Annotated in this window: 18 protein-coding genes; 8 read left to right on the top strand and 10 right to left on the bottom strand. The window is 45.7% G+C overall.

The window, feature by feature from the left end; all coding sequences use genetic code 11:
* Nucleotides 1-3 precede the first annotated feature (3 nt).
* Nucleotides 4-624, top strand: a complete 621-nt coding sequence (locus tag JYJ62_RS06240; protein ID WP_205341352.1) for a CatB-related O-acetyltransferase — start codon at nt 4-6, stop codon at nt 622-624.
* Here the strand turns inward: JYJ62_RS06240 and JYJ62_RS06245 are convergent.
* Nucleotides 596-1,786 (bottom strand): O-antigen ligase family protein, encoded by a 1,191-nt coding sequence (locus JYJ62_RS06245; protein WP_205341353.1) that lies wholly within the window; start codon nt 1,784-1,786, stop codon nt 596-598. The genes JYJ62_RS06240 and JYJ62_RS06245 overlap by 29 nt on opposite strands.
* Before the next feature lie 462 nt (nt 1,787-2,248).
* Here JYJ62_RS06245 and JYJ62_RS06250 point away from each other — a divergent pair, with 462 nt between their 5' ends.
* Nucleotides 2,249-4,177 (top strand): acyltransferase family protein, encoded by a 1,929-nt coding sequence (locus JYJ62_RS06250; RefSeq protein ID WP_205341354.1) that lies wholly within the window; start codon nt 2,249-2,251, stop codon nt 4,175-4,177.
* A gap of 52 nt (nt 4,178-4,229) precedes the next feature.
* Here JYJ62_RS06250 and JYJ62_RS06255 read toward each other — a convergent pair whose 3' ends face one another.
* Entirely contained in the window at nt 4,230-4,799 is a 570-nt protein-coding gene (locus JYJ62_RS06255; protein ID WP_205341355.1) for a toluene tolerance protein, read from the bottom strand.
* A 46-nt stretch (nt 4,800-4,845) separates the two neighbouring features.
* Nucleotides 4,846-5,730 carry a dTDP-4-dehydrorhamnose reductase gene (gene rfbD, locus JYJ62_RS06260; RefSeq protein WP_205341356.1) on the bottom strand — a complete coding sequence of 295 codons (885 nt, stop codon included), beginning with the start codon at nt 5,728-5,730 and terminating at the stop codon, nt 4,846-4,848.
* Between the two features lie 183 nt (nt 5,731-5,913).
* On the opposite strand from rfbD, the gene JYJ62_RS06265 reads away from it, so the two are divergent.
* Together JYJ62_RS06265 and JYJ62_RS06270 are read left to right on the top strand one after the other, a co-directional pair.
* Complete coding sequence (locus tag JYJ62_RS06265; RefSeq protein ID WP_205341357.1) at nt 5,914-6,813, top strand: GNAT family N-acetyltransferase; 900 nt, start codon at nt 5,914-5,916, stop codon at nt 6,811-6,813.
* Nucleotides 6,813-8,216, top strand: a complete 1,404-nt coding sequence (locus JYJ62_RS06270) for a PIG-L deacetylase family protein (protein ID WP_205341358.1) — start codon at nt 6,813-6,815, stop codon at nt 8,214-8,216. Before JYJ62_RS06265 ends, JYJ62_RS06270 begins: the two co-directional genes overlap by 1 nt.
* Nucleotides 8,217-8,241: 25 nt before the next feature.
* On the opposite strand, the gene JYJ62_RS06275 is transcribed toward JYJ62_RS06270, so the two are convergent.
* The 7 genes from JYJ62_RS06275 to rsxA are packed head-to-tail and all read right to left on the bottom strand — an operon-like array spanning nt 8,242 to nt 14,618.
* Complete coding sequence (locus tag JYJ62_RS06275; RefSeq protein WP_205341359.1) at nt 8,242-8,916, bottom strand: DUF1294 domain-containing protein; 675 nt, start codon at nt 8,914-8,916, stop codon at nt 8,242-8,244.
* A gap of 10 nt (nt 8,917-8,926) precedes the next feature.
* Entirely contained in the window at nt 8,927-9,640 is a 714-nt protein-coding gene (locus JYJ62_RS06280) for an electron transport complex subunit E (RefSeq protein ID WP_205341360.1), read from the bottom strand.
* Entirely contained in the window at nt 9,637-10,281 is a 645-nt protein-coding gene (rsxG, locus tag JYJ62_RS06285) for an electron transport complex subunit RsxG (protein WP_205341361.1), read from the bottom strand. Before rsxG ends, JYJ62_RS06280 begins: the two co-directional genes overlap by 4 nt.
* Before the next feature lie 2 nt (nt 10,282-10,283).
* Nucleotides 10,284-11,315: an RnfABCDGE type electron transport complex subunit D gene (locus JYJ62_RS06290; protein ID WP_205341362.1), complete on the bottom strand. Its 1,032-nt coding sequence runs from the start codon at nt 11,313-11,315 to the stop codon at nt 10,284-10,286.
* 53 nt (nt 11,316-11,368) lie between these two features.
* A complete protein-coding gene (rsxC, locus tag JYJ62_RS06295; protein ID WP_205341363.1) occupies nt 11,369-13,465 on the bottom strand; it encodes an electron transport complex subunit RsxC in 2,097 nt (698 codons plus the stop codon).
* Complete coding sequence (rsxB, locus tag JYJ62_RS06300) at nt 13,462-14,037, bottom strand: electron transport complex subunit RsxB (RefSeq protein ID WP_205341364.1); 576 nt, start codon at nt 14,035-14,037, stop codon at nt 13,462-13,464. The genes rsxC and rsxB overlap by 4 nt, the downstream gene beginning before the upstream one ends.
* A complete protein-coding gene (gene rsxA / locus JYJ62_RS06305; RefSeq protein ID WP_205341365.1) occupies nt 14,034-14,618 on the bottom strand; it encodes an electron transport complex subunit RsxA in 585 nt (194 codons plus the stop codon). Before rsxA ends, rsxB begins: the two co-directional genes overlap by 4 nt.
* A 307-nt stretch (nt 14,619-14,925) precedes the next feature.
* Between rsxA and JYJ62_RS06310 the strand changes: the two genes are divergently transcribed.
* The 4 genes from JYJ62_RS06310 (at nt 14,926) to JYJ62_RS06325 (ending at nt 19,631) form a co-directional block, all read left to right on the top strand.
* Nucleotides 14,926-16,572 (top strand): HAMP domain-containing methyl-accepting chemotaxis protein, encoded by a 1,647-nt coding sequence (locus JYJ62_RS06310; RefSeq protein WP_205341366.1) that lies wholly within the window; start codon nt 14,926-14,928, stop codon nt 16,570-16,572.
* Between the two features lie 475 nt (nt 16,573-17,047).
* Entirely contained in the window at nt 17,048-17,356 is a 309-nt protein-coding gene (locus tag JYJ62_RS06315) for a DUF485 domain-containing protein (RefSeq protein WP_205341367.1), read from the top strand.
* Complete coding sequence (gene actP / locus JYJ62_RS06320; protein ID WP_205341368.1) at nt 17,356-19,023, top strand: cation/acetate symporter ActP; 1,668 nt, start codon at nt 17,356-17,358, stop codon at nt 19,021-19,023. The genes JYJ62_RS06315 and actP overlap by 1 nt, the downstream gene beginning before the upstream one ends.
* Before the next feature lie 236 nt (nt 19,024-19,259).
* A complete protein-coding gene (locus JYJ62_RS06325) occupies nt 19,260-19,631 on the top strand; it encodes a DUF6746 family protein (protein WP_205341369.1) in 372 nt (123 codons plus the stop codon).
* Nucleotides 19,632-19,662: the final 31 nt, after the last annotated feature.

Raw genomic sequence — 19,662 nt, forward strand, 5'->3', positions numbered from 1 at the left:
TGTATGCGCCTTTTAAAATATTTCTCTGATAAAAAAGAAAAGAAGAGAATTCGAGCTTTGCCTAAGCTCGAGCGAGGTGTCGCAAAGTTTAAAAACAAATACCCTCGTTATGACATGGGCCGTGGAAGTTATGGTATTCCATTGGTACATGACTGGAAGGAAGGTTCGACTTTAAGAATAGGTGCTTTTTGCTCTATTGCTGAGGATGTGAATATTTTTTTAGGCGGGCATCATCGCTCTGATTGGATTACAACATTTCCTTTCCCCGCTTTTATTAACACTGCAGAGCCTATTGAAGGTTATGCCTTTAGTCGTGGTGATGTTGTTATTGGCAATGATGTGTGGTTATGCACGGGTGCTGTTATTTTGTCAGGTGTGAATATCGGTCACGGTGCTGTGGTGGCTGCGGGTGCTGTAGTGACGAGGGATGTTGAACCTTACTCTATTGTTGCAGGTAATCCAGCGCGTTGTGTACGCTATAGGTTTACAGAGACTGAGCGTCAGGAGTTGTTAAAGTTAGAGTGGTGGAACTGGCCAGAGGCGTTGATTGTACAAGCCGTTCCTCTTCTTTGCAGTGGCGATATTGTTGGGCTACTTACGTATGCTCAACAAGAGAATCTTTAGCTTTTAATTTTTTATTTGTTAATAAAGCCGATATAAAAGCGAGCGGAATCCAAGTTATAAACCAATGCTCTTTAGGCCGAGGTAGTAAGCCTCCTCCTTCAGTCATGCCGGCGGTTATTCCATAGACGAGTAATGCACTGGCTATTACAAATAATACATCTGCTTTATTCTTCCAGCATGCCCAGAGTGCATACATATGCATTGCACACCATAAACTAAAGCCAGCGATACCCGTGAAGTATAAAATACTTAGATGGATGTTGTGAGGTTCACGAAAATTAGTCTCCAGTGAACTTATATAAAAACCTGAGTTTGAATCAAAACCATAGCCAATTATTGGCTTTAGAAGTATTTTGTTTATAGCAATACTCCATAGCTCTGGTCGATATGATAAACCCCTGCTAAGAATTTCCTCTGAATAGAGTATGTATACGAAGGCTAATACTATTGTTGAGAAAAGTATAGTAAGTATTGATTTTTTATTATTTAGTATAAGTGCGATCCATATTACAACAGCAATTAGAGCGACTAAAGGTGTGCGTGACTCTGTCCTGAACGTTGTAATAATTAGTATGCTAGCAAGTAAAAAATAAATAAATTTATAGCTTGTTTCTCTAGATGTTATTGTTATTGCTATAAATAATGCTGAGAATATACCGAATACATGAGAGCTCAATAAAGGATTGCTTAACGCTCCTGTGCCGACAAGACGAGAGTCAGATAAGTGTAAAGGCTGTAAAGCATACAAGCTATAGATTGCTGTTAGAGTAATTGCAAAGCCAGAAGCAATAAATATTTTTAATATATCGTCCTTGTTGTTATTCGTAATTATTGAAAATGAAATAAATAATGATAGTGTATAAATAGATCTTTTTATGGGGGCTGAAATATCATCATGAGTGTCACTCCATAATATAGAGAGAGACGACCATATAGAAAATACAATAAATAATTTTGTTATATTTGATATCTGTCCAATGACTGCTCTAGGGTAAATAGCAGAATGGAAGAGCACAGGGGTCAGCATTAATACATAAAAAAAAGTATGGTAGTTTGATACTTTTGGCAGTATTGGTAAACCGGCCAAAATAAAAAACACCCCTAAAGCTAGTATTTTTTCGAATCCGCCTTCAAGAGTGTTCTTTTTAAAATTGATTGGCATTTTAATTTCCGTTTACTTAACCGCTCAAGCTATTGTTTTCTGACATGTTGTACTGAGTTTTAGGTTGGAGGTATTGGCCGCTCATGTATCATCTTAATGGAGGAGGACGGCATTGTAGTCGTAAGTATATACTGTGGCTGTAGATATTTACTACAAACGCGGTAAGATTCCTGACTAAATTGGTTCAGCCCTTGATGCCATAACTGCGTTGTTGGCGTATGACTAGACCTCACAGCGGATGGAAATGTAAAACACTACGATGAATACGTATACTTAAGCCTTTGTGAAGATTTTTAAAATGAATCCCATCTTACAGATGCTGCGCTTATCATTAAGAGTATTTTGATCTGGGGCTTCTGTTTAGAGATATAGGTAATATATCTTGTAGTATTTTATTTTGATTTAATGTTTTATAAAAATTAATAAATTTCAGATTGTATTTTATAAGCGTTAGGGGATGGCATGAGCGTTACTCTTTTTAGAGCAGAAATTAATGGACTTCGTGCTATTGCAGTGATCTCTGTGGTGTTGTTTCATTTCGGCGTTTCTGGTTTTTCGGGTGGTTTTGTTGGCGTTGATATCTTCTTTGTCATTTCAGGATTCTTAATGACATCGATTGTTATAAGAGGCGTTAATAAGAATAATTTTAATTTTATTGATTTTTACTTAGCAAGAGCTCGACGTATTATTCCTGCTTTGTTTTTTCTGGCTGTGGTGTTGCTTGTTATTGGTTGGTTCTACCTTTCTCCAGATGATTATTTTAATCTCGCCAAAGAAGCGGATCGATCGTTATTATTTTTATCGAATAATTATTTTTTTAAGAAATCTGGCTATTTTGATCCAAGTTCTCATGAGCGCTTATTGCTACATACATGGTCACTATCGGTAGAGTGGCAGTTTTATATTTTATATCCTATTTTGTTGTTGTTTATTTCTAAATTTAGTATTAGGTTGCTGCCTCGTGCTATCTTTGTTTTATTTGCACTTTCTTTTTTTTATTCTGTTTATAAAAGTTATGCAGATCCCAGTTACGCATTTTATATGCTGCCTTCCCGGGCTTGGGAAATGTTTTTAGGTGGGCTCGTATATTATGCTATTACTTATGAACGTTATAAGCTAAGAAAAGAATGGTGTGGCTATTTAGGATTGTTTTCTATTGCGCTCTCTATTTTGATCTATAGCCCTGCCACTGTTTGGCCAGGCGTTGCTGCATTATTACCAACGATAGGTACAGCATTAATTATTTATTCAGGTAAAGATACTTTTATCACCAGTAATTTCTTTTCTCAGAAACTCGGAGATTGGTCTTATTCAATATATCTTTGGCATTGGCCGTTAGTTGTTGCTATCTTGTTATTTGATATCGAACAGACGATAGTGGTTAATGTTATTTTGATATCTTTATCTGTTATTTTAGGTGCTCTGTCTTATTTTTATATCGAGAATCCTACTAGAAAATATTTGACCTCTAATAATCGTTTCTTTGTATTTCTATTGATTCTCATACCTCTTGTGGCTGTCCTAGGTGCAGCGAAGATGATCAGGTATAACAAAGGTGTTATTGATAGATTGCCTGATGAGGTTTTTGCAGTTTTTAATCAAGCTAATAATAAGTTTGATGAGATGAAAAGATGCCAAGCTACAAGAGATAACAGTGACTGTGTTTATGGGGACGGAGATTTAGACGTTATAGTTGTTGGTGATAGTCATGCAATGGCTATAATCGGAAGTGTTGCTAGCACTTTAGAGGAGTCACGAGTCTTAGACTGGACGCAAAGTGGATGCCCGACAATTAATAATATTAAAGCAACCGGAAGCAAGCCATCGAGGTGTAATGATTTTTTATCACCAAGGTTAAATAAATTGTCTGAATATTCAGATATGCCTATTTTAGTCGCGAATAGATTTTCAGCTCACTTTCTTGGCCCTAATGAAAAAACAGAAATAGTTGAATCGCCAGGACTGTATTTAACCCAGCCCTATCATGGTTTTTCAGCGCCCTATATTGATGAAATGTATAGTGGTTATGTTGAAACGCTGTGTGCTTTAGCAGAAAATAATGCTGTTTATGTGCTGAAGCCTATACCCGAGCTTAAGCTGAATATTCCTAATATGATGGGGCGTGCTCTTCTTGTCAGTGGTGAGCAGAAAAGAATTTCTATTAGCTTGGCTGAGTATGAAGAGCGCAATCAAGTCGCGCTGCGCCTCTTGGATGAGGTCGCGAGCAGGTGCAATATCACCTTGCTCGATCCCATACCTTATCTATGTGATGGCGAGCGTTGTTACGGAGATATTGATGGTTTACCAATATTCTATGATGATGATCACTTGAATATGCGTGGGTCAGATTTACTTAAGCCGTTATTTAAAAAAGTATTTTTAAAGGAGTAGCGGTGGAAACTACTGAGTGGATTTCAATCTATCGTTTTAATTTAGATTAAGCCTATTTTAAAATTGTATTGAGCCACTCTTTATCTGCTGCATCCTTGGTCATATGCACAAGGTTTCTTTCTCTTTGCCATTTACTCAGTGGGCGACTTTGAGTTTTCAGATCGGAGATGTCTATTAGGCCGATTTCACCTTGCGGAGTGAGAACGACGTTGCCGAGATGGATAGAACGGAAGTAAACACCAAGGTTATGAATATGTGTGACAAATGAGGCAAAACGCTCAAGTAGATCATCCGGGTATTCGGCTTCGCCATCGCGCAGTTGACGCAAGGTCAGCCCAGGTAACGGATGATAATGCACGGCATCGCGCTTAATACTAGGGATGCGGTAGACCTGAATGATTTTCGGACAGGGAATACCCAACTCTTCCAGTTTTTTTGCATTATCGGCAAAACGCTGAGCATAAGGCCAGATTGCGGCTGAGGTAATTAATCGCTTACGACGAAACAGTTTTAAAAATGTGCCGTCTTCTAAAATTAGCACTTTATCGCCAAAACCATCTTGCTCAATCACTTTACAGTTCGCGCGCAGGGCTAAATAGTCGTTATGGTCGAGCTTTTGCATGCAATGGCCTTAAATAGTTGAACGGAGAATCTTACCTGAAACAGCACTATTGGGCATCTTTGAGTGCGCGTAACATGATGTTCAATTCGTTTTTCCAGTCGCTTTGCGCAATCTTAAGTTGCTGAGAGATTTTACTGTTATCTAGCACCGAGTAAGCGGGACGCTGCGCCGGCGTAGGGTAGTCGCTGGTATTGATTGGCTTTAGTGTAGGGCTGCGTTCAATTAATTTGAGTGCAGAGGCTTGAGTGAAAATCTCGTTAGCAAAATCGTACCAACTGCAGGTGGGTGCGCCGCTGAAATGGTAGGTGCCCCAAATACTGTTACCGCTGGTCTTATACTGCTCAGCAATCTGCCATAGAGCGTGTGCGATGCTGCGTGCTGAAGTGGGACCGCCGACTTGATCGCTAACAATGCTGAGGGTATCCCTTTCTTGACCAAGGCGTAACATCGTTTTGACAAAATTGTTGCCGTGTAGACCGAATACCCAACTGGTGCGCAAGATAATATGGCGTTTGCAGCAGCTAGTAATCGCTTGCTCTCCAAGCCATTTGCTTGCGCCGTATACGCTGCTAGGTGCCGGTACGTCTTCTTCTGTATAAGGCTTAGCGTGTTGGCCGGCAAAGACATAGTCAGTGGAAATATGCAGTAGAGGGCAATCTACTTGCTGTGCTGCTTTCGCTAAATTCTCAGCGCCGAGATGATTGACTGCATGGGCACGCTGGCTATCAGTTTCTGCTTTATCTACTGCAGTATAGGCGGCAGCGTTAATAATGAGCTGTGGTTGTAAGGACTGCAGCACAGCTCTAACTTGTTGCGCATCGCTAATATCCAGCTCACTAGAACCGAAGCCAGATACCTGCCAATCGTGTGGTGCAGAGAGCATCAACTCCTGACCTACTTGTCCTCGCGCCCCGGTAATTAAAACTCGCATAATCGCCTAACCTCTATGAGTCATCTGATGAGCGCTGATCACTCAACTCAGTGGATAAAAGATAAAACAGTTTATCAGAACTGATGTTGCGCTGGGTTAGCTTCAGCCGCGATCGGCGCAAAGCCTTGCGGTGGGCTGTGCTAGAATTAGCTTTTATTGTGCGGCAGTGGAGCCACTGGGATTATGTTGAGCTATTTTCGTCTGTACCGTGAGCATGGCTGGCATCCCATCAGTGCTGAAGAGTATCGCGCGGCGTGGTTACGCTGGGGTGGTAGTGTTGCAACGCATCCTGATGTGGTTGCACGCTTATCTGATTTAGCGGGAGTTGCTGTGCGTTATCTAGGCTGCTCTGAAAAGGGCGAGTTACAGGCGGCGATACCGACTTGGGGGCGGCATTTGGCCTTGGCTAAAGAGGTACTCAAACAACAGAAAAAACGCGGTATGTTTGACTTAGGTAATGCTGAAATTATTCTTCCACAAGCGTCTGACAGCGTGATCGCTTTGCGTCATAAAGCACAGTATGTGTCTGAACTACACGTGCAGCGTATCGCCACGTTGAAAGAACAAAAAGAAGGCCTCGCATTGGCTCGTGAGCCTGAGCAATACAGTAAAAAGTTTCGTTATAATCAGCGTCGTGAACAGCGTCTACTAGAAGAGCAGGGCGGCGTGATCATCTCTGTGGACAGTCTGTCAGCGGCAGAGCAAGCTCAGATCTATACTAAATTATTTGAGAAACGCTGGGGCTTTGCGGTACCGGGTAAAGAGTATCTAGCAGAGGTCTTTAGTCTGCTAAGCGAGTTCATGACCGGCAGCTTTATTACTATTAATGATGTGCCGGTGGCATTTCAAGTGTTGTATCGCGTCGCAGCGCCAGACTGGATCAGTCTTGAATACATCAATGGCGGCGTCGATACGGATTACAACTCACTCAGTCCTGGTAGTGTCTTAAGTTTTGTAAACACGCAAAACGAGTGGCAGTATGCGCGCGAGTTAGGTAAGCCTTTGCGCTATTCTTTCGGCCGTGCAGATCGTGAGTATAAAGACCGTTGGTGCAATCGAGTTGCCGTGTATAAGGTGTCCTAATGTCAGTGCGTAAGCAGCAGTTACTGAAACAACATCGTCGCACTAAGCGCATCGTCATGCTCGCTATATTAGCCGGACTGCTTGTGCTTAGTTTTACTGCGCCACTTTGGCTGTTGCCGCTAGCGTTATTGCTGCTCTGGATTGGGCATGAAGCGTGGTTTGCTGACCATTTATTTTATTCCCCGCAAGAAGACTATCAGTACCGTTTTCCAGAATCGATTCAGCCCATTAAAGTGACTGCGTTAAATGGCCGCTGGCAGTTGGCTGCTGAACTCTTACCACAAGCGCAGCAAGCAACACTCATTGCTAAGGTGCAGATGACCAGTACTTGGTTGGGGCGTTGGTTTGATCCGAGGATCTGTGTCGGCAATGATCAGCAAACCTTTGAGCGCGGTGCGCAAGGTTTGCGTTATCTTAATCTAACGGGACAGGCTGAGGCGTTAGGCGCTGAAGGCTTATCCATACGCGGCCGTTTTTGTACTGTTGCGACAGATGTGGATTTGTATGTTTTTACTCCACCAAGTCCACTGACTGAGAATATAATGATTCTCGCACCGCATGCCGATGATGCTGAGTTGGCCGCATTTGGACTGTATAGCAGTGCTCAAACTGTCAGCATTGTGACGCTGACGCAGGGTGAAATCGAAGCTGAATATTATCAACGTTTAGGCTTATCACCGCAGCAGGCAGCGCAGCTAAAAGGTCGTTTGCGTACGTGGGATAGTATGGCAATTGCGCTGTGGGGTGGTGTGCCGCAAGCCAACTGTGTGCAACTGGGTTATTACTGCATGCAGTTGTCTAATATGGCCAAGCAGCCTGATTTACCGTTTGCTTCTAAGCAATCAGATCAATCCGATATTCGTAGCGCGCGCCAGTTCAACGCTGTGCAGTTGCCGGCTGATACGACAGGTTTGCCAACTTGGCAGAATTTAGTCGCTGATTTAGCGGCGTGCTTAATGCACTTTAAACCTGATGTGGTGGTGATGCCGCACCCGGAAATTGATCCACACGCTGATCATATTGCGACCACGCAAGCGTTATTTCAGGCATTAGAGCAGAGTGACTGGCGGCCGCAGCGTTTGTTTCTGTATGCCAACCATCTTCACGATAATGATCGCTGGCCGATGGGCAATGCCAATACTGGTGTGGCGCTGCCACCGGCGATGCTTGAATTGCCTGCCGATCAGCTGTTTAGCTATGTACTTAGTGAGCAGCAGCAGCTAGATAAAGCTATGGCCTTATTGATGCAACATGATTTACAGCCAGCCCAGCCGTTTAAAAAACGTGTGCGTCGGATGATTCAGCAGCTGTTCACTGGACGCCGTTGGCCGAAGACCGGTGACAATGAGTTTTTGCGCAAAGCCGTGCGCAAGCATGAATTGTTTTGGGTGCGAGAGTTGTAAGCCGTAAGTCTATGCGATGTGGTGATTATAGTGTGCTGCGCAGTTGCTGCAGTAACTGACCACTAAAGCCTAGCTGATCCAGCCAATACGCTTGATGGATTAAAATAATCAACCAGAATACGCCTTGGTATGAAGCTTTTTGGGTTTTGTGGCGCAGCAGTTGTTGCGCTAAGAGAGCACCAGGCCAGCCGCCGAGCAACTCCACGGCATGCAATTGTTTTTCAGGCGTACGCCACTCTCCGTTTTGCGCATTTTGCTTATCGTGCCAGTACTGAAAAATACTGAGCATGCTCATGCCAGCGTAAACCAGTAAAGGCCAGAGTGTACCGTTGCGCTCAAAGAGTTGCCAGGCACCCATCAGTGGTGCCGCGCAGACACCCGTCAGTAGGATCAGTGTGCGCTTGATATTAGGCTGTGCCTGACGTCTTGGCCGATAAGTAGCCTGATTAGGTTGCGCTGCCGTTGTAGGCTTACGGCGTATCGCTGGACGATCAATACTGAGTGCCGCACCGCGCATATGCTCGGCACGTAAACGGTTTTTTTCATCTTTACCGGCAACGAAGAAAACTGTTTCGCCTTGCTGTGGACGCTGTTCGCCGCGCACACTGGAAATATGCACAAAGTAATCGCCATCAGCGCCGCGAATAAAGCCAAAGCCTTTATCGTCATTCCAGCTGCGTAATACGCCTTGTTGTTCCATCTTTGCGACCTTAATCAACCACGCCAGTCACGCGGACACGACGGCTCACAGCAGGCGCTGTAACCTCTGCGGTGCTAGCGATATGTTCAGCATAGTACTGATCAATCCAGTTTTTTAAGGCGATCAGCAGGCCCAATACTAAGAACGCGCCCGGTGGTAAAATAGCCAGTAAAAAGCCTTTGTAGTCTTCAAACACAACAACTTGCCAGTGTTCAGCAATGCTGCCAAATAATAAATGCATATTAGTAAACAGCATGCCAGTCCCCAGCAGTTCACGGGTTGCACCGATGGCGACCAGCACCAAAGTAAAACCTAAACCCATCATCAAGCCATCGTAGCTGGAGCGCGCTATCGAGTTTTTTGCTGCAAAGGCTTCAGCGCGGCCAAGGATCACGCAGTTGGTGGTAATCAGAGGAATAAAGATACCAAGAATTTGAAACAGCTCGTAGGTGAAGGCTTGCATCAGCAATTCAATGCAGGTGGTGAGTGCAGCAATAATCATTACAAAAACCGGCAAGCGCACGGCGTTAGTCACGGCGTTACGGATCAGCGATACTGCGGCATTGGAGCAAATCAGTACCAGAGCCGTGGCGATCCCTAAACCTAAGGCGTTCACTGTAGAATTACTGGTGCCGAGCAGTGGGCATAAACCGAGCAGTTGGACTAAGCCAGGGTTATTTTTCCACAAACCATTAATAGTGATGTCGCGAAATGATGGGTTCATTGGCTCACCTCTGTCGTTTTTAAATGAGCAAATAATTGGGCATGGTTTTGATCAAAATACTGTAAGGCTTTGTGCACAGCAGTAACGACAGCCCGAGGAGTGATAGTGGCGCCGGCGAACTGATCAAAATCCCCCTGATCTTTTTTCACTGCCCAGCCTCGTTCTTCTGGATTATTCAGACTTTTGCCATCAAAGCTTTTAATCCACTGGCTTTTCGCTAATTCAATCCGATCGCCTAAGCCTGGGGTTTCTTTATGATGAATGACCCGCACTCCGCTGAGTGTGCCGTCGGCCATAATGCCAATCAGCAAACTGATGGTGCCGCTGTAACCGTCTGCTGCATTGGCTTGTAAAATCACCGCGGCGGGTTGTCCTTCTACGCTGGCAATATAAGTTGGAGTGTCTGTGCGGTGCCCGAGTAAAGATTCATTGAGGTAAATCACGCTATCAAGCAGCGCATTGTCATAGCTGTGCGCCGGCAAAATTTCACCCAGCGCGCGAATTTGTGCCGCACGTTCTTCTGTAGCAATGCGTGATTCAGTGGATTGTTGGGTGATCGCAACCACCGCTACGGTTACTGCAGCGAATAGCGCTAAGAGCAAACTGTTTTTAATCACTGAGCGACTGATTTCTGGCAGCATTTTTATTCTCCCGTCTTAAAGCCGCGCTTGGCTGTTTGATGTCCATAGGTGCGTGGACGGGTAAAGTAATCAATCGTGGGTGCGCAGAGGTTCATCAGTAAGATGGCAAACGCGACACCGTCAGGGTAGCCACCCCAAGCACGAATAATATAGACCAAGATGCCAACGCCGACGCCAAAGATCAAACGGCCTTGTACGCTGGTGGCGCTACTGACGGGGTCAGTGACAATAAAAAAGGCGCCCAGCATGGTGGCACCACTGAGTAGATGAAAGAGTGGCGAGCCGTGCGAGTCTGAGCCGCTGCCATTCCAAAACACTAAACTCATAATAAACAGTGCCGCGAGCATGCCCACGGGAGCGTGCCAGCTAAAGAGTTTTTTACGTAGTAAAAACAGGCCGCCCAGTAAAAACGAGAGGTTAACCCATTCGCTGCTGTAGCCGGCAAACAGCCCAAAGGCGGGGTTACTGTCCCAGAGTTCTTGTAAGGTTAGATTGCTGTTGGTTTTTAAGCTGTCGAGCACTGTGGCTTGGCTCCAGCCATCAGGCAAGGCTTGGCCAAAAAATACATATTGCAAACCAGCAGCAACATCGATGCTATGCGCGGCAGGCCACGCGGTCATCTCGACCGGGAAAGAAATCAATACCACCACATAACCCAGCATCGCTGGGTTAAATGGGTTCTGACCGAGCCCACCAAATAACTGTTTGCCAAAGACCACAGCAAAACCGCTGGCCACAGCAATTAACCACCACGGCGAGTAGGGTGGTAGTGCTAAAGCTAAGAGCAGGCCGGTGACCAACACGCTGCCATCTTTAAGGAAGAAGGCAACAGGGCGTTGACGTAACGCGAGAATAGCCGCTTCAAAGAGCAGAGCAAAACTGCAAGCTAGAGTAATATTAAGCAGTGGGCCAATACCAAAAAAATAGCTCAGCACAAGAATGCCTGGCACAGCGGCGGCCATCACCAACAGCATAACGCGCTGTGTGCGATTAGCGCCTTTGGCGTGTGGCGAGGTAATGCGAGGCAGAGTCATCGGTGCTCCAAGTGTGCTGCAAAAGCTGAGCGTGATTATACGCCTGCTTGTGATTAATTAAGTTCAGCTAAGCTTTGCTCAGCTTGGGTCAGTTCTGTTTGTAGTGCTGCTAAGCTCTCTGCATCGGCTTCAGCCCGTTCTGCTTTACGCAGCGCAGCACGCTTCATGGCCACTTCAATCTTGGCTTTTTTCAATGCTTGTTCAGCCGCGCTCAGTTCTGGCTTGGCAGCTTTTTCAGTTACGCCAGCGGCTTCGACTGCTGTCGGAGCCGCCGCCGTCGCTGCGTCTAACGCGTGCTTGGCTTGCTCTGCGTTGACGCGTAGTTGCTCAACCTGTGTTTGTAACTCTTCAGTATTATGAGTTGCTAACTGCTTCTCAGCTTTGCGCAATGTGACTTGTGCCATGCTGGCGGCAATTTTTAAGCGTTTTAGATCATCATCTACCGGTTTGCTTGGCGCGGGAGTTGGGGCCGCTGCGTTGATTGCCGCTAGAGCTTGTTTGGCTTGTTCGGCAGTGATACGTAGCTGTTCGATTTGGCTTTTGAGCTCTTCAGTATTATGTGTCTCTAGTTGCTTTTCGGCTTTACGTAGAGCCACTTGTGCCATGCTGGCGGCAATTTTTAAGCGTTTCACATCGTCGTCTGCAGTGCTTGCTTGCTGACCCGCTGCCTCTGCTTGCGCCGCTTTTTTCGCTTGATCAGCTTTAGTCTTAGCTAAACGTTCAGCGCGAGCTTGGCGCTCAGCTTCTTTGCGTTCCTCTTCAAGACGTAAACGTTCTTGGCGGAATTCAAAGCGCTCTTTGGCGTGTTCAGACTTGACTTGTTTTTGCTCCAGCTCGCGAATATCGGCTTTAGCAGCACGATAATATTGCACTAAAGGAATGCTCGACGGGCAGACATAAGCACAAGCGCCGCATTCAATGCAGTCAAACAAGTTGTGCGCTTGCAGTTGCGGATGGTCATCACCGAGGGCATAAAAGTGCAATTGCTGAGGCAGTAAGTTAGCGGGGCATACTTCAGCGCAGTCGCCGCAGCGAATGCAGGGCATCGCTGGGGGCGGTGCCGGTAACTCTTCTGCAGTTGCTGCTAATAAACAGTTGCTGGTCTTAATGATTGGCGCTGAGAGAGCGTTTAAGGTGAAGCCCATCATCGGACCGCCAGCAATCAATCGACTCATTTTAGCCTGTTGTAGACCAGCAAATTCGAGCAGCTCAAGCACCGGTGTGCCGACTAAACATTCAACATTCATTGGGGTTCGTAAGGCTTGCCCAGTCAGCGTGGTAATCCGTGAAATAAGTGGCTTACCCTCAATGATGGCATCATGCACCGCGACAACCGTACCCACGTTTTGACACAAAATGCCCAGCTGCGCCGGCAACTGCGCTGCCGGAACTTCTTTACCGGTGAGAATCTGGATCAGTTGCCGCTCGCCGCCCGATGGATAGATCGTCGGAACGGCAACAACATAGTAATTACGCTGCTGTAACGCAGAACGTACGCAGGCAAGCGCTTCTGGTTTATTGTCTTCAATGGCAATCAGGACGTTTTCTGGCTGCAGAATATGCACCAGAATATCAATGCCCAGCATCAGCTGCGTGGCTTTCTCACGCATTAAAACATCATCAGCGGTGATATAAGGTTCGCACTCAGTACCGTTGATAATCAGGGTTTTAATCGATTGATCAGCTTTCGGTGACAGCTTAACCACGGTTGGAAAACCGGCACCACCTAAGCCGCTAATACCGGCTTGACGAATTTTCTCCAGTAACTCAGCAGCAGTCGCCTCTTTAAAGTTTGCTAGAGGCTCAAGCGGGCACCAGCGGTCTAAACCATCGGTATCAATCACGATGGCGTCGAGTAGCTGACCAGACGTATGCGGGTAAGGTTGTGGGCCGATAAAGCTGACCGTACCCGAGCTGGGAGCGTGCACCGCAGCGCTGATGAAGTGCTTGGAATCCGCGATCAGCTGACCTTTGAGCACGTCATCACCCACGCTGACCAGCGCTTGTGTGCTACAGCCTAAATGCTGCAATAACGGTACAATCAGCTGCTTAGCTAAGGGCGCGGTTTGGATGGGTTGCTGATTAGACAGTGTTTTACATTCAGGTGGATGTACGCCGCCACGCAACGGATGAATAGGCCAAATATTCATTTTAAAGCCTCCCGATCAGTTGCAATCAAAGTGCCGGGAGGTAAGGGATGCTCCCACTTCCAGCTTTGTAAGGTACCCGCGACCGGAATCATATCAATACAGTCCACAGGGCAAGGCTCAACGCAGAGATCGCAACCCGTGCATTCGCTGACAATCACCGTATGCATCTGCTTGGCTGCGCCTAAAATGGCATCTACTGGGCAGGCCTGAATACATTTTGTGCAGCCAATGCACTCAGCTTCACGAATAAAGGCCACCATTTGTGGCTTTTCACCTTCGACGGCATCCAGAGGTTCTGGCTCGACATCGAGTAATTCAGCCAGCGCTTGAATAGTAGCTTCGCCACCGGGTGGGCATTTGTTGATTTTTTCCCCAGACGCAATGGCTTCTGCATAGGGTTTGCAGCCGGGGTAGCCGCATTGGCCACATTGGGTTTGCGGCAGTAGCGCGTTAATTTGTTCAGCAATCGGGTTGCCTTCGACGCGAAAGCGTACGGCAGCAAAGCCTAAGATTGCGCCGAAGACTAAGCTGAGTAAAACCAGTGCAGTGACTGCGATAAACACCATGCTCATAGCTTGATTAAACCACTAAAGCCCATAAAGGCTAACGACATAAGTCCAGCGGTTAGCATGCCAATCGCTGCGCCTTGAAAGGGCTTAGGTACATCAGCGATAGCAATCCGCTCACGCATGGCCGCAAATAAAACCAGCACTAAAGAAAAGCCAATGCCTGCGGCGAAACCATTAACGCTGGCTTGAATAAATGTGTATTCGCTGCGATTAGCATTCAAGAGAGCGACACCGAGGACGATACAGTTGGTAGTGATCAAGGGTAAGAAAATCCCTAGTACCCGATACAGCATAGGGCTGGTTTTATTGACCACCATTTCAGTGAACTGCACTACCACCGCGATCACTAAAATAAAGCTAATGGTGCGTAAAAACTCTAAATCAAAAGGTTTAAGAATGTATTGCTGTACGAGGTAGCTACAAATCGACGCTAAGGTCAGCACAAAGGTTGTTGCTAGCGATAAGCCGATGGCCGTTTCAACCTTTTTGGAGACCCCCATAAACGGGCACAAACCCAGAAACTGAACCAATACAAAATTGTTCACCAAAATGGCACTGACCAAAATAAGTAAGAGTTCGCTCATAGGAGATCGTAGGGGCACAAGGCGTTGTTAATAAGATCCTTATTATCCTGCAGGTCGATATAGCGTACAAGTCGGATTTGTAGCTTCTTTAAGTACTTTTTGATCTAAGTCTATGGTTTCTTGACTGAAATGCCGAAAGTGGCAGTATTTTTCGTCAGTAATGTGACGTTATGCCACGTCTTGCAAGGATCAAGGCATAATGCCATTGGCTGGTTAATAAATACGCTAAGACGCCGATATATTTAATGGTGGTTTGGTTTTTAAACTTGAATTGATGCGCTGTCAAAACTCTGTAAAGGAACACTCTATGCTGAATAAAATATCCCTCAAAGCGCGACTTATCGTGCTAACAAGCATCGCTTTTTTGCTTTTTTTGCTGGTTGGTACTGTGGGCTTGCTAGGGATCAGTACGTTGAATAAATCCTTAGAAAAGGTTTATCAGGAAAATATGGTTCCGGTGAAGTTATTAGATAATATTTTTACCGATATTAATAGCACACGCACTGAGTTGTTATTAGCGTTGCAGCATGCGCCTGACTCGCCTTTTGTAGATTTACATAACCATCCTTTAAGTCAGCATATTGATAATATTGAAAGCAATCGTGCGCGTAATCAGCAGGCGTGGGGACAATTGGATGCATTACAGTTTGCCAGCGCAGAGAAGCAGCAGCTAAAAGACTTACAAGATGATGTTAAGGCCTTGCGCGGACAAGTTGAGCCTGTATTACAAGCGATCAATCAGCAGAATTTTTATTTAGCTAATCAATTGGTTTTAACCCAAGTGAACCCTGCAGTCGCTCAGGTGCGAAAGTCGATGACGCAACTCAGTGATCAGCTGATGAATCGTGCGCAAGAAGAATTTAATTTAGGTGAGCAGCGTTATCAGCAAACGCTAACGTTATTTGCCTTTATTTTAATTATTGGCGGCGCGTTGATTGTGTTGCTGGCTGTGCGGGTTATTTCAAGCATTCAAAATGCGGTTAAGCTGTTGCGTGAAGCCTCGGAGAAAATTGCTGCAGGTGATACCCGAGTTCGAGTGACCTATCCTGGTAATGACGAATTGCGTGCCGTAGCCCTCGCTTTCAATCATATGGGTGAGCGCTTTCAAGCTGCATTGCATGATGTTGGTCGCTCAGCAGAGCAATTGGCCTCTGCCAGTGAAGAAACATCGGTGGTGACAGAAAACACCAGTGAAAGCATGCGTAAGCAGCAAAGCGAAATTTCTCAGGTAGCGACAGCGATGAATGAGATGCACGCAACGGCCAGTGAAGTGGCGCGTAGCGCAAGTCTGGCTGCAGAGGCCGCGCATTATGCTGACCAAGAAGCGATTGTCGGGCGTGATGTTTCACTACAAACCATCGAAGCGATTGAGAGTTTAGCCTCAGCAGTTGAGCATGCTACTGCCGTGATTGAGTCGTTGGCGAAAGACAGTGAAGATATTGGCAGTGTATTAGATGTGATTCGTAGTATTGCCGATCAAACTAACCTGTTGGCATTAAATGCTGCTATTGAAGCGGCGCGTGCGGGTGAGGCAGGGCGGGGCTTTGCCGTGGTCGCTGATGAGGTTCGTACTTTAGCGTCGCGTACGCAAAAATCGACCCAAGAAATTAATGATATGGTCGAGCGCCTACAGCGCGGTGCGGTACAGGCTGTAGATGCCATGGCTACTGGACGTAAGCAAGCCCTAGCAGGTGTTGAGCAAACGCTGAAGACTACCGCTTGTTTAGAGTCTATTGTGAATGCCATTAGCACCATCAATGATATGAATGTGCAAATTGCTAGTGCTGCTGAAGAGCAGAGTGCTGTCAGTGAAGAAATTACTCGCTCGGTGGTCGCCATTAATGATTTAACAACTGAAACCACTGAAGGTGCTTTACAAACAACACAAGCCAGTCATGAAGTGGCGCGTCTCGCCAGTACTTTGCAAGAGTTGCTGAGTCGTTTTCGGACTTAACAAACTTTTCTTTTAAAGCATTCGATGCCAAACCTAGGCGTTGTAGATCGCTGCCTCGTCTAGGTTTGTTTTTCGTTTGTCACTCTTTTATGTGATCTGTATTGCAATTATGTCATTAGATATTGTTATTATTTGTAATAAAAGCAGTGATTTAGACGAAGGTCGGTTGTTCCTCTGCGTCACAATCTTTACATTAGCGGCCCTTGTATACAGCACTTAACAGTTGGAACTGGATGCTGAGTACAATCTTTTTTGCTAAGGATGGTGTTCGAAAGTGTTTTAGGGCTTGGCGTTCTGTGTTTTTTACGCTCATTCCTAAAGTCAGATAAAAATGTCAAAACAATCACAATAAGTGTATGCGCTCAATGCTTAGCGATAAGCGGTATTGGTCGTATCCTGCATGTAAGTGTTAACAATAAAACATGCTCAAGAGTACGTGGCTTTATGCGTGTTCGGTTGAGTAGGAGAAATATCTATGCAAGATACAATTGTTGAGAAGGTGCTTAAGCACCCAAAATATGCTGAGCTGGTTCAGCGCCGAACTCGAGTAAGTATGGCGTTTTTCGCAGTGGCTTTAGTTATTTATTCTGGGTTTATTTTGACTTTGGCCTATATGCCAGAGGTATTTGCACAGCCACTAGGTCCAGATTGGACGATGAGTGTGGGTGTTTTGACCGGGATTTTAGTTGTATTCAGTGCGGTTATTATGATTTCACTTTATGTCTATTTCTCAAACAAGATTTTTGATCCATTGCTGGATGCTATTGTAAGGGATGTAGAGTAATGAAAAAGTTTCTACTGAACACAGCCTTGTTGTCGATGATTGCACAGCCTGCATTCGCTGCAACAGGACAAGCCAATACCTCTGCTATTGTGATGTTCCTAGTGTTTATTGCAGGGACTATGGTTATTACTTGGTGGGCTGCGCGTAAAACGCAAACCACATCAGACTTCTATACCGCAGGTGGTGGGATTACAGGTTTCCAGAATGGTTTAGCCATTGCTGGGGACTATATTTCTGCCGCATCCTTTTTAGGTATTGCTGGTATGGTCTACGTCAGTGGTTTTGACGGTATCATTTACGCCATTGGTTTCCTCTTTGGTTGGCCGGTGGTGATGTTTTTAGTTGCTGAGCGCTTACGTAACTTGGGACGCTTTAACTTTGCTGACGTGACCGCATTCCGTTTAGAACAAACCCCTATGCGTATTCTGGCGGCAAGTGCATCGTTGTTAATTATTGCTCTGTACTTGATTGCACAGATGGTGGGTGCGGGTAAGTTAATCGTGCTGCTGTTTGGTCTTGAGTATAAAATTGCAGTGGTAATCATCGGTACATTGATGATGATTTACGTGTTCTTCGGTGGTATGACGGCGACGACGTGGGTACAAATCATTAAAGCGGTACTGATGCTGGCGGGTGGTACTTTATTAGCTGCTCTTGTATTGATGGCCTTTAACTGGAACCCAGATGCAATGCTGGCTGAAGCAGTTAAAGTACACCCATCGGGTGCAGAGTTGATGGCGCCGGGTGCTGCGGTCAGTAGTAACCCCTTGAACGCACTGTCACTTGGTTTGGCGTTAGCCTTTGGTACTGCAGGTTTGCCACATATCCTGATGCGCTTCTTCACGGTATCGAGCGCAAAAGAAGCTCGTAAATCTGTGATCTGGGCCAGTAGTTTTATTGGCTACTTCTACCTGTTGACCTTTATCATTGGTTTCGGTGCAATTGCGCTACTGGTTCGTCACCCAGAGTTCTATAACAACTTAGATCTCAGTGCAGGCAGCAACAATATGCTGACTGCGCTCATTGGTGGCACTAACATGGCAGCGGTGCACTTATCCAATGCTGTTGGCGGTAGCTTGCTGTTAGGCTTTTTGGCCGCAGTAACCTTTGCAACCATCGTTGCAGTGGTCGCAGGTTTGGCGCTAGCGGGTGCTGCAGCGATTGCGCACGACTTGTATGCCAACGTGATTGCTCGTGGACGTTCAACTGAAAAGCAAGAAATGCGTATTTCTAAGATCTCTACTCTGGTACTAGGTGTCTTGGCTGTACTGCTGGGTATTGTTTTTGAAGATCAAAACGTTGCCTTTATGGTGGGTTTAGCCTTTGCGATTGCAGCAAGTGCTAACTTCCCAGTATTGGTACTATCGATCTCATGGCGCGGTTGTACAACTCGCGGCGCAACCATTGGTGGCTTCTTAGGCTTAACCTTTGCAACACTGTGGGTGGTTCTGAGTAAGACAGTTTGGGTCGATGTATTTGGTAACGCTGAGCCAATCAGTCCGTTCCCTAATCCAGGTATCTTCTCGATCCCATTAGCGTTCTTCTCGATTTGGTTCTTCTCAGTCACTGATAAGAGTGCACGGGCTGTTAAAGAGCGTGATGCGTTCACTGCATTAACTGTACGTAGTCAAACGGGTATCGGTCGTTCTGGCGCGCAAGATCACTAAAACGTGACATTGTGATGGTTAGCTGATCATTACTATTAAAATACCCCGACTGGTTCGGGGTATTTTTTTGCCTTTTAAAAGTTATTGATAAGTCATGCAATATTACCGAGAGAGTGCTGATCAGTTCAGTTGCTCCTGAGGTATTTTGTCACAGGTAGCACTTAATGATAATGATTGCCATTCCGGTAATGCTCTGTTAGTTTTGTCCGCATATTAATTCTCTATCAGGGTTCGTTATGAAAAATATATTTAAAGGTGCAGTGTTCGCAGTGAGCTTGGTCGTTGCGGGAAGTGCGATTGCCGATGAAAGCACGGCGCACTTTAAAGGCTTAGCTGCGCCAGACTTGCAAACTGCAGTCGCTAATTTCTCTGAGTACAATAAGCGTTTAGAAGATGTGCTCAGTGGTGAGTTAACTGATATGGATCTGGTGAAGGTGCATGAGTTGACCTACACCTTGGAAAACGCCCTAGAGAAAATTAATGTTGATTTAGAAGAGCTCGCCAATACGTTAGAAAAAGTACATGTTGCCTCAGAAACCTTTAACCGTGATGCGCTAAAAGAGGCTGCACCAGCCTATTTAAATACTGCACGTATTATCGTTAAGTAAATGCGTGTGATCGCCCGTCTTGTCGTTTGCG

It is taken from the genome of Denitrificimonas caeni (assembly GCF_905120345.1).
Taxonomy (GTDB): domain Bacteria; phylum Pseudomonadota; class Gammaproteobacteria; order Pseudomonadales; family Pseudomonadaceae; genus Denitrificimonas; species Denitrificimonas caeni_A.

Coding starts and splice junctions, on each gene's coding strand:
- rsxC (WP_205341363.1), bottom strand. CDS start 13,465: ATGAATATTTGGCCTATTCATCCGTTGCGTGGCGGCGTACATCCACCT.
- JYJ62_RS06265 (WP_205341357.1), top strand. CDS start 5,914: ATGTTGAGCTATTTTCGTCTGTACCGTGAGCATGGCTGGCATCCCATC.
- JYJ62_RS06270 (WP_205341358.1), top strand. CDS start 6,813: ATGTCAGTGCGTAAGCAGCAGTTACTGAAACAACATCGTCGCACTAAG.
- actP (WP_205341368.1), top strand. CDS start 17,356: ATGAAAAAGTTTCTACTGAACACAGCCTTGTTGTCGATGATTGCACAG.
- JYJ62_RS06245 (WP_205341353.1), bottom strand. CDS start 1,786: ATGCCAATCAATTTTAAAAAGAACACTCTTGAAGGCGGATTCGAAAAA.
- JYJ62_RS06310 (WP_205341366.1), top strand. CDS start 14,926: ATGCTGAATAAAATATCCCTCAAAGCGCGACTTATCGTGCTAACAAGC.
- rsxG (WP_205341361.1), bottom strand. CDS start 10,281: ATGCTGCCAGAAATCAGTCGCTCAGTGATTAAAAACAGTTTGCTCTTA.
- JYJ62_RS06315 (WP_205341367.1), top strand. CDS start 17,048: ATGCAAGATACAATTGTTGAGAAGGTGCTTAAGCACCCAAAATATGCT.
- JYJ62_RS06325 (WP_205341369.1), top strand. CDS start 19,260: ATGAAAAATATATTTAAAGGTGCAGTGTTCGCAGTGAGCTTGGTCGTT.
- JYJ62_RS06250 (WP_205341354.1), top strand. CDS start 2,249: ATGAGCGTTACTCTTTTTAGAGCAGAAATTAATGGACTTCGTGCTATT.
- rsxB (WP_205341364.1), bottom strand. CDS start 14,037: ATGAGCATGGTGTTTATCGCAGTCACTGCACTGGTTTTACTCAGCTTA.
- JYJ62_RS06280 (WP_205341360.1), bottom strand. CDS start 9,640: ATGAACCCATCATTTCGCGACATCACTATTAATGGTTTGTGGAAAAAT.
- JYJ62_RS06290 (WP_205341362.1), bottom strand. CDS start 11,315: ATGACTCTGCCTCGCATTACCTCGCCACACGCCAAAGGCGCTAATCGC.
- JYJ62_RS06275 (WP_205341359.1), bottom strand. CDS start 8,916: ATGGAACAACAAGGCGTATTACGCAGCTGGAATGACGATAAAGGCTTT.
- JYJ62_RS06255 (WP_205341355.1), bottom strand. CDS start 4,799: ATGCAAAAGCTCGACCATAACGACTATTTAGCCCTGCGCGCGAACTGT.
- JYJ62_RS06240 (WP_205341352.1), top strand. CDS start 4: ATGCGCCTTTTAAAATATTTCTCTGATAAAAAAGAAAAGAAGAGAATT.
- rfbD (WP_205341356.1), bottom strand. CDS start 5,730: ATGCGAGTTTTAATTACCGGGGCGCGAGGACAAGTAGGTCAGGAGTTG.
- rsxA (WP_205341365.1), bottom strand. CDS start 14,618: ATGAGCGAACTCTTACTTATTTTGGTCAGTGCCATTTTGGTGAACAAT.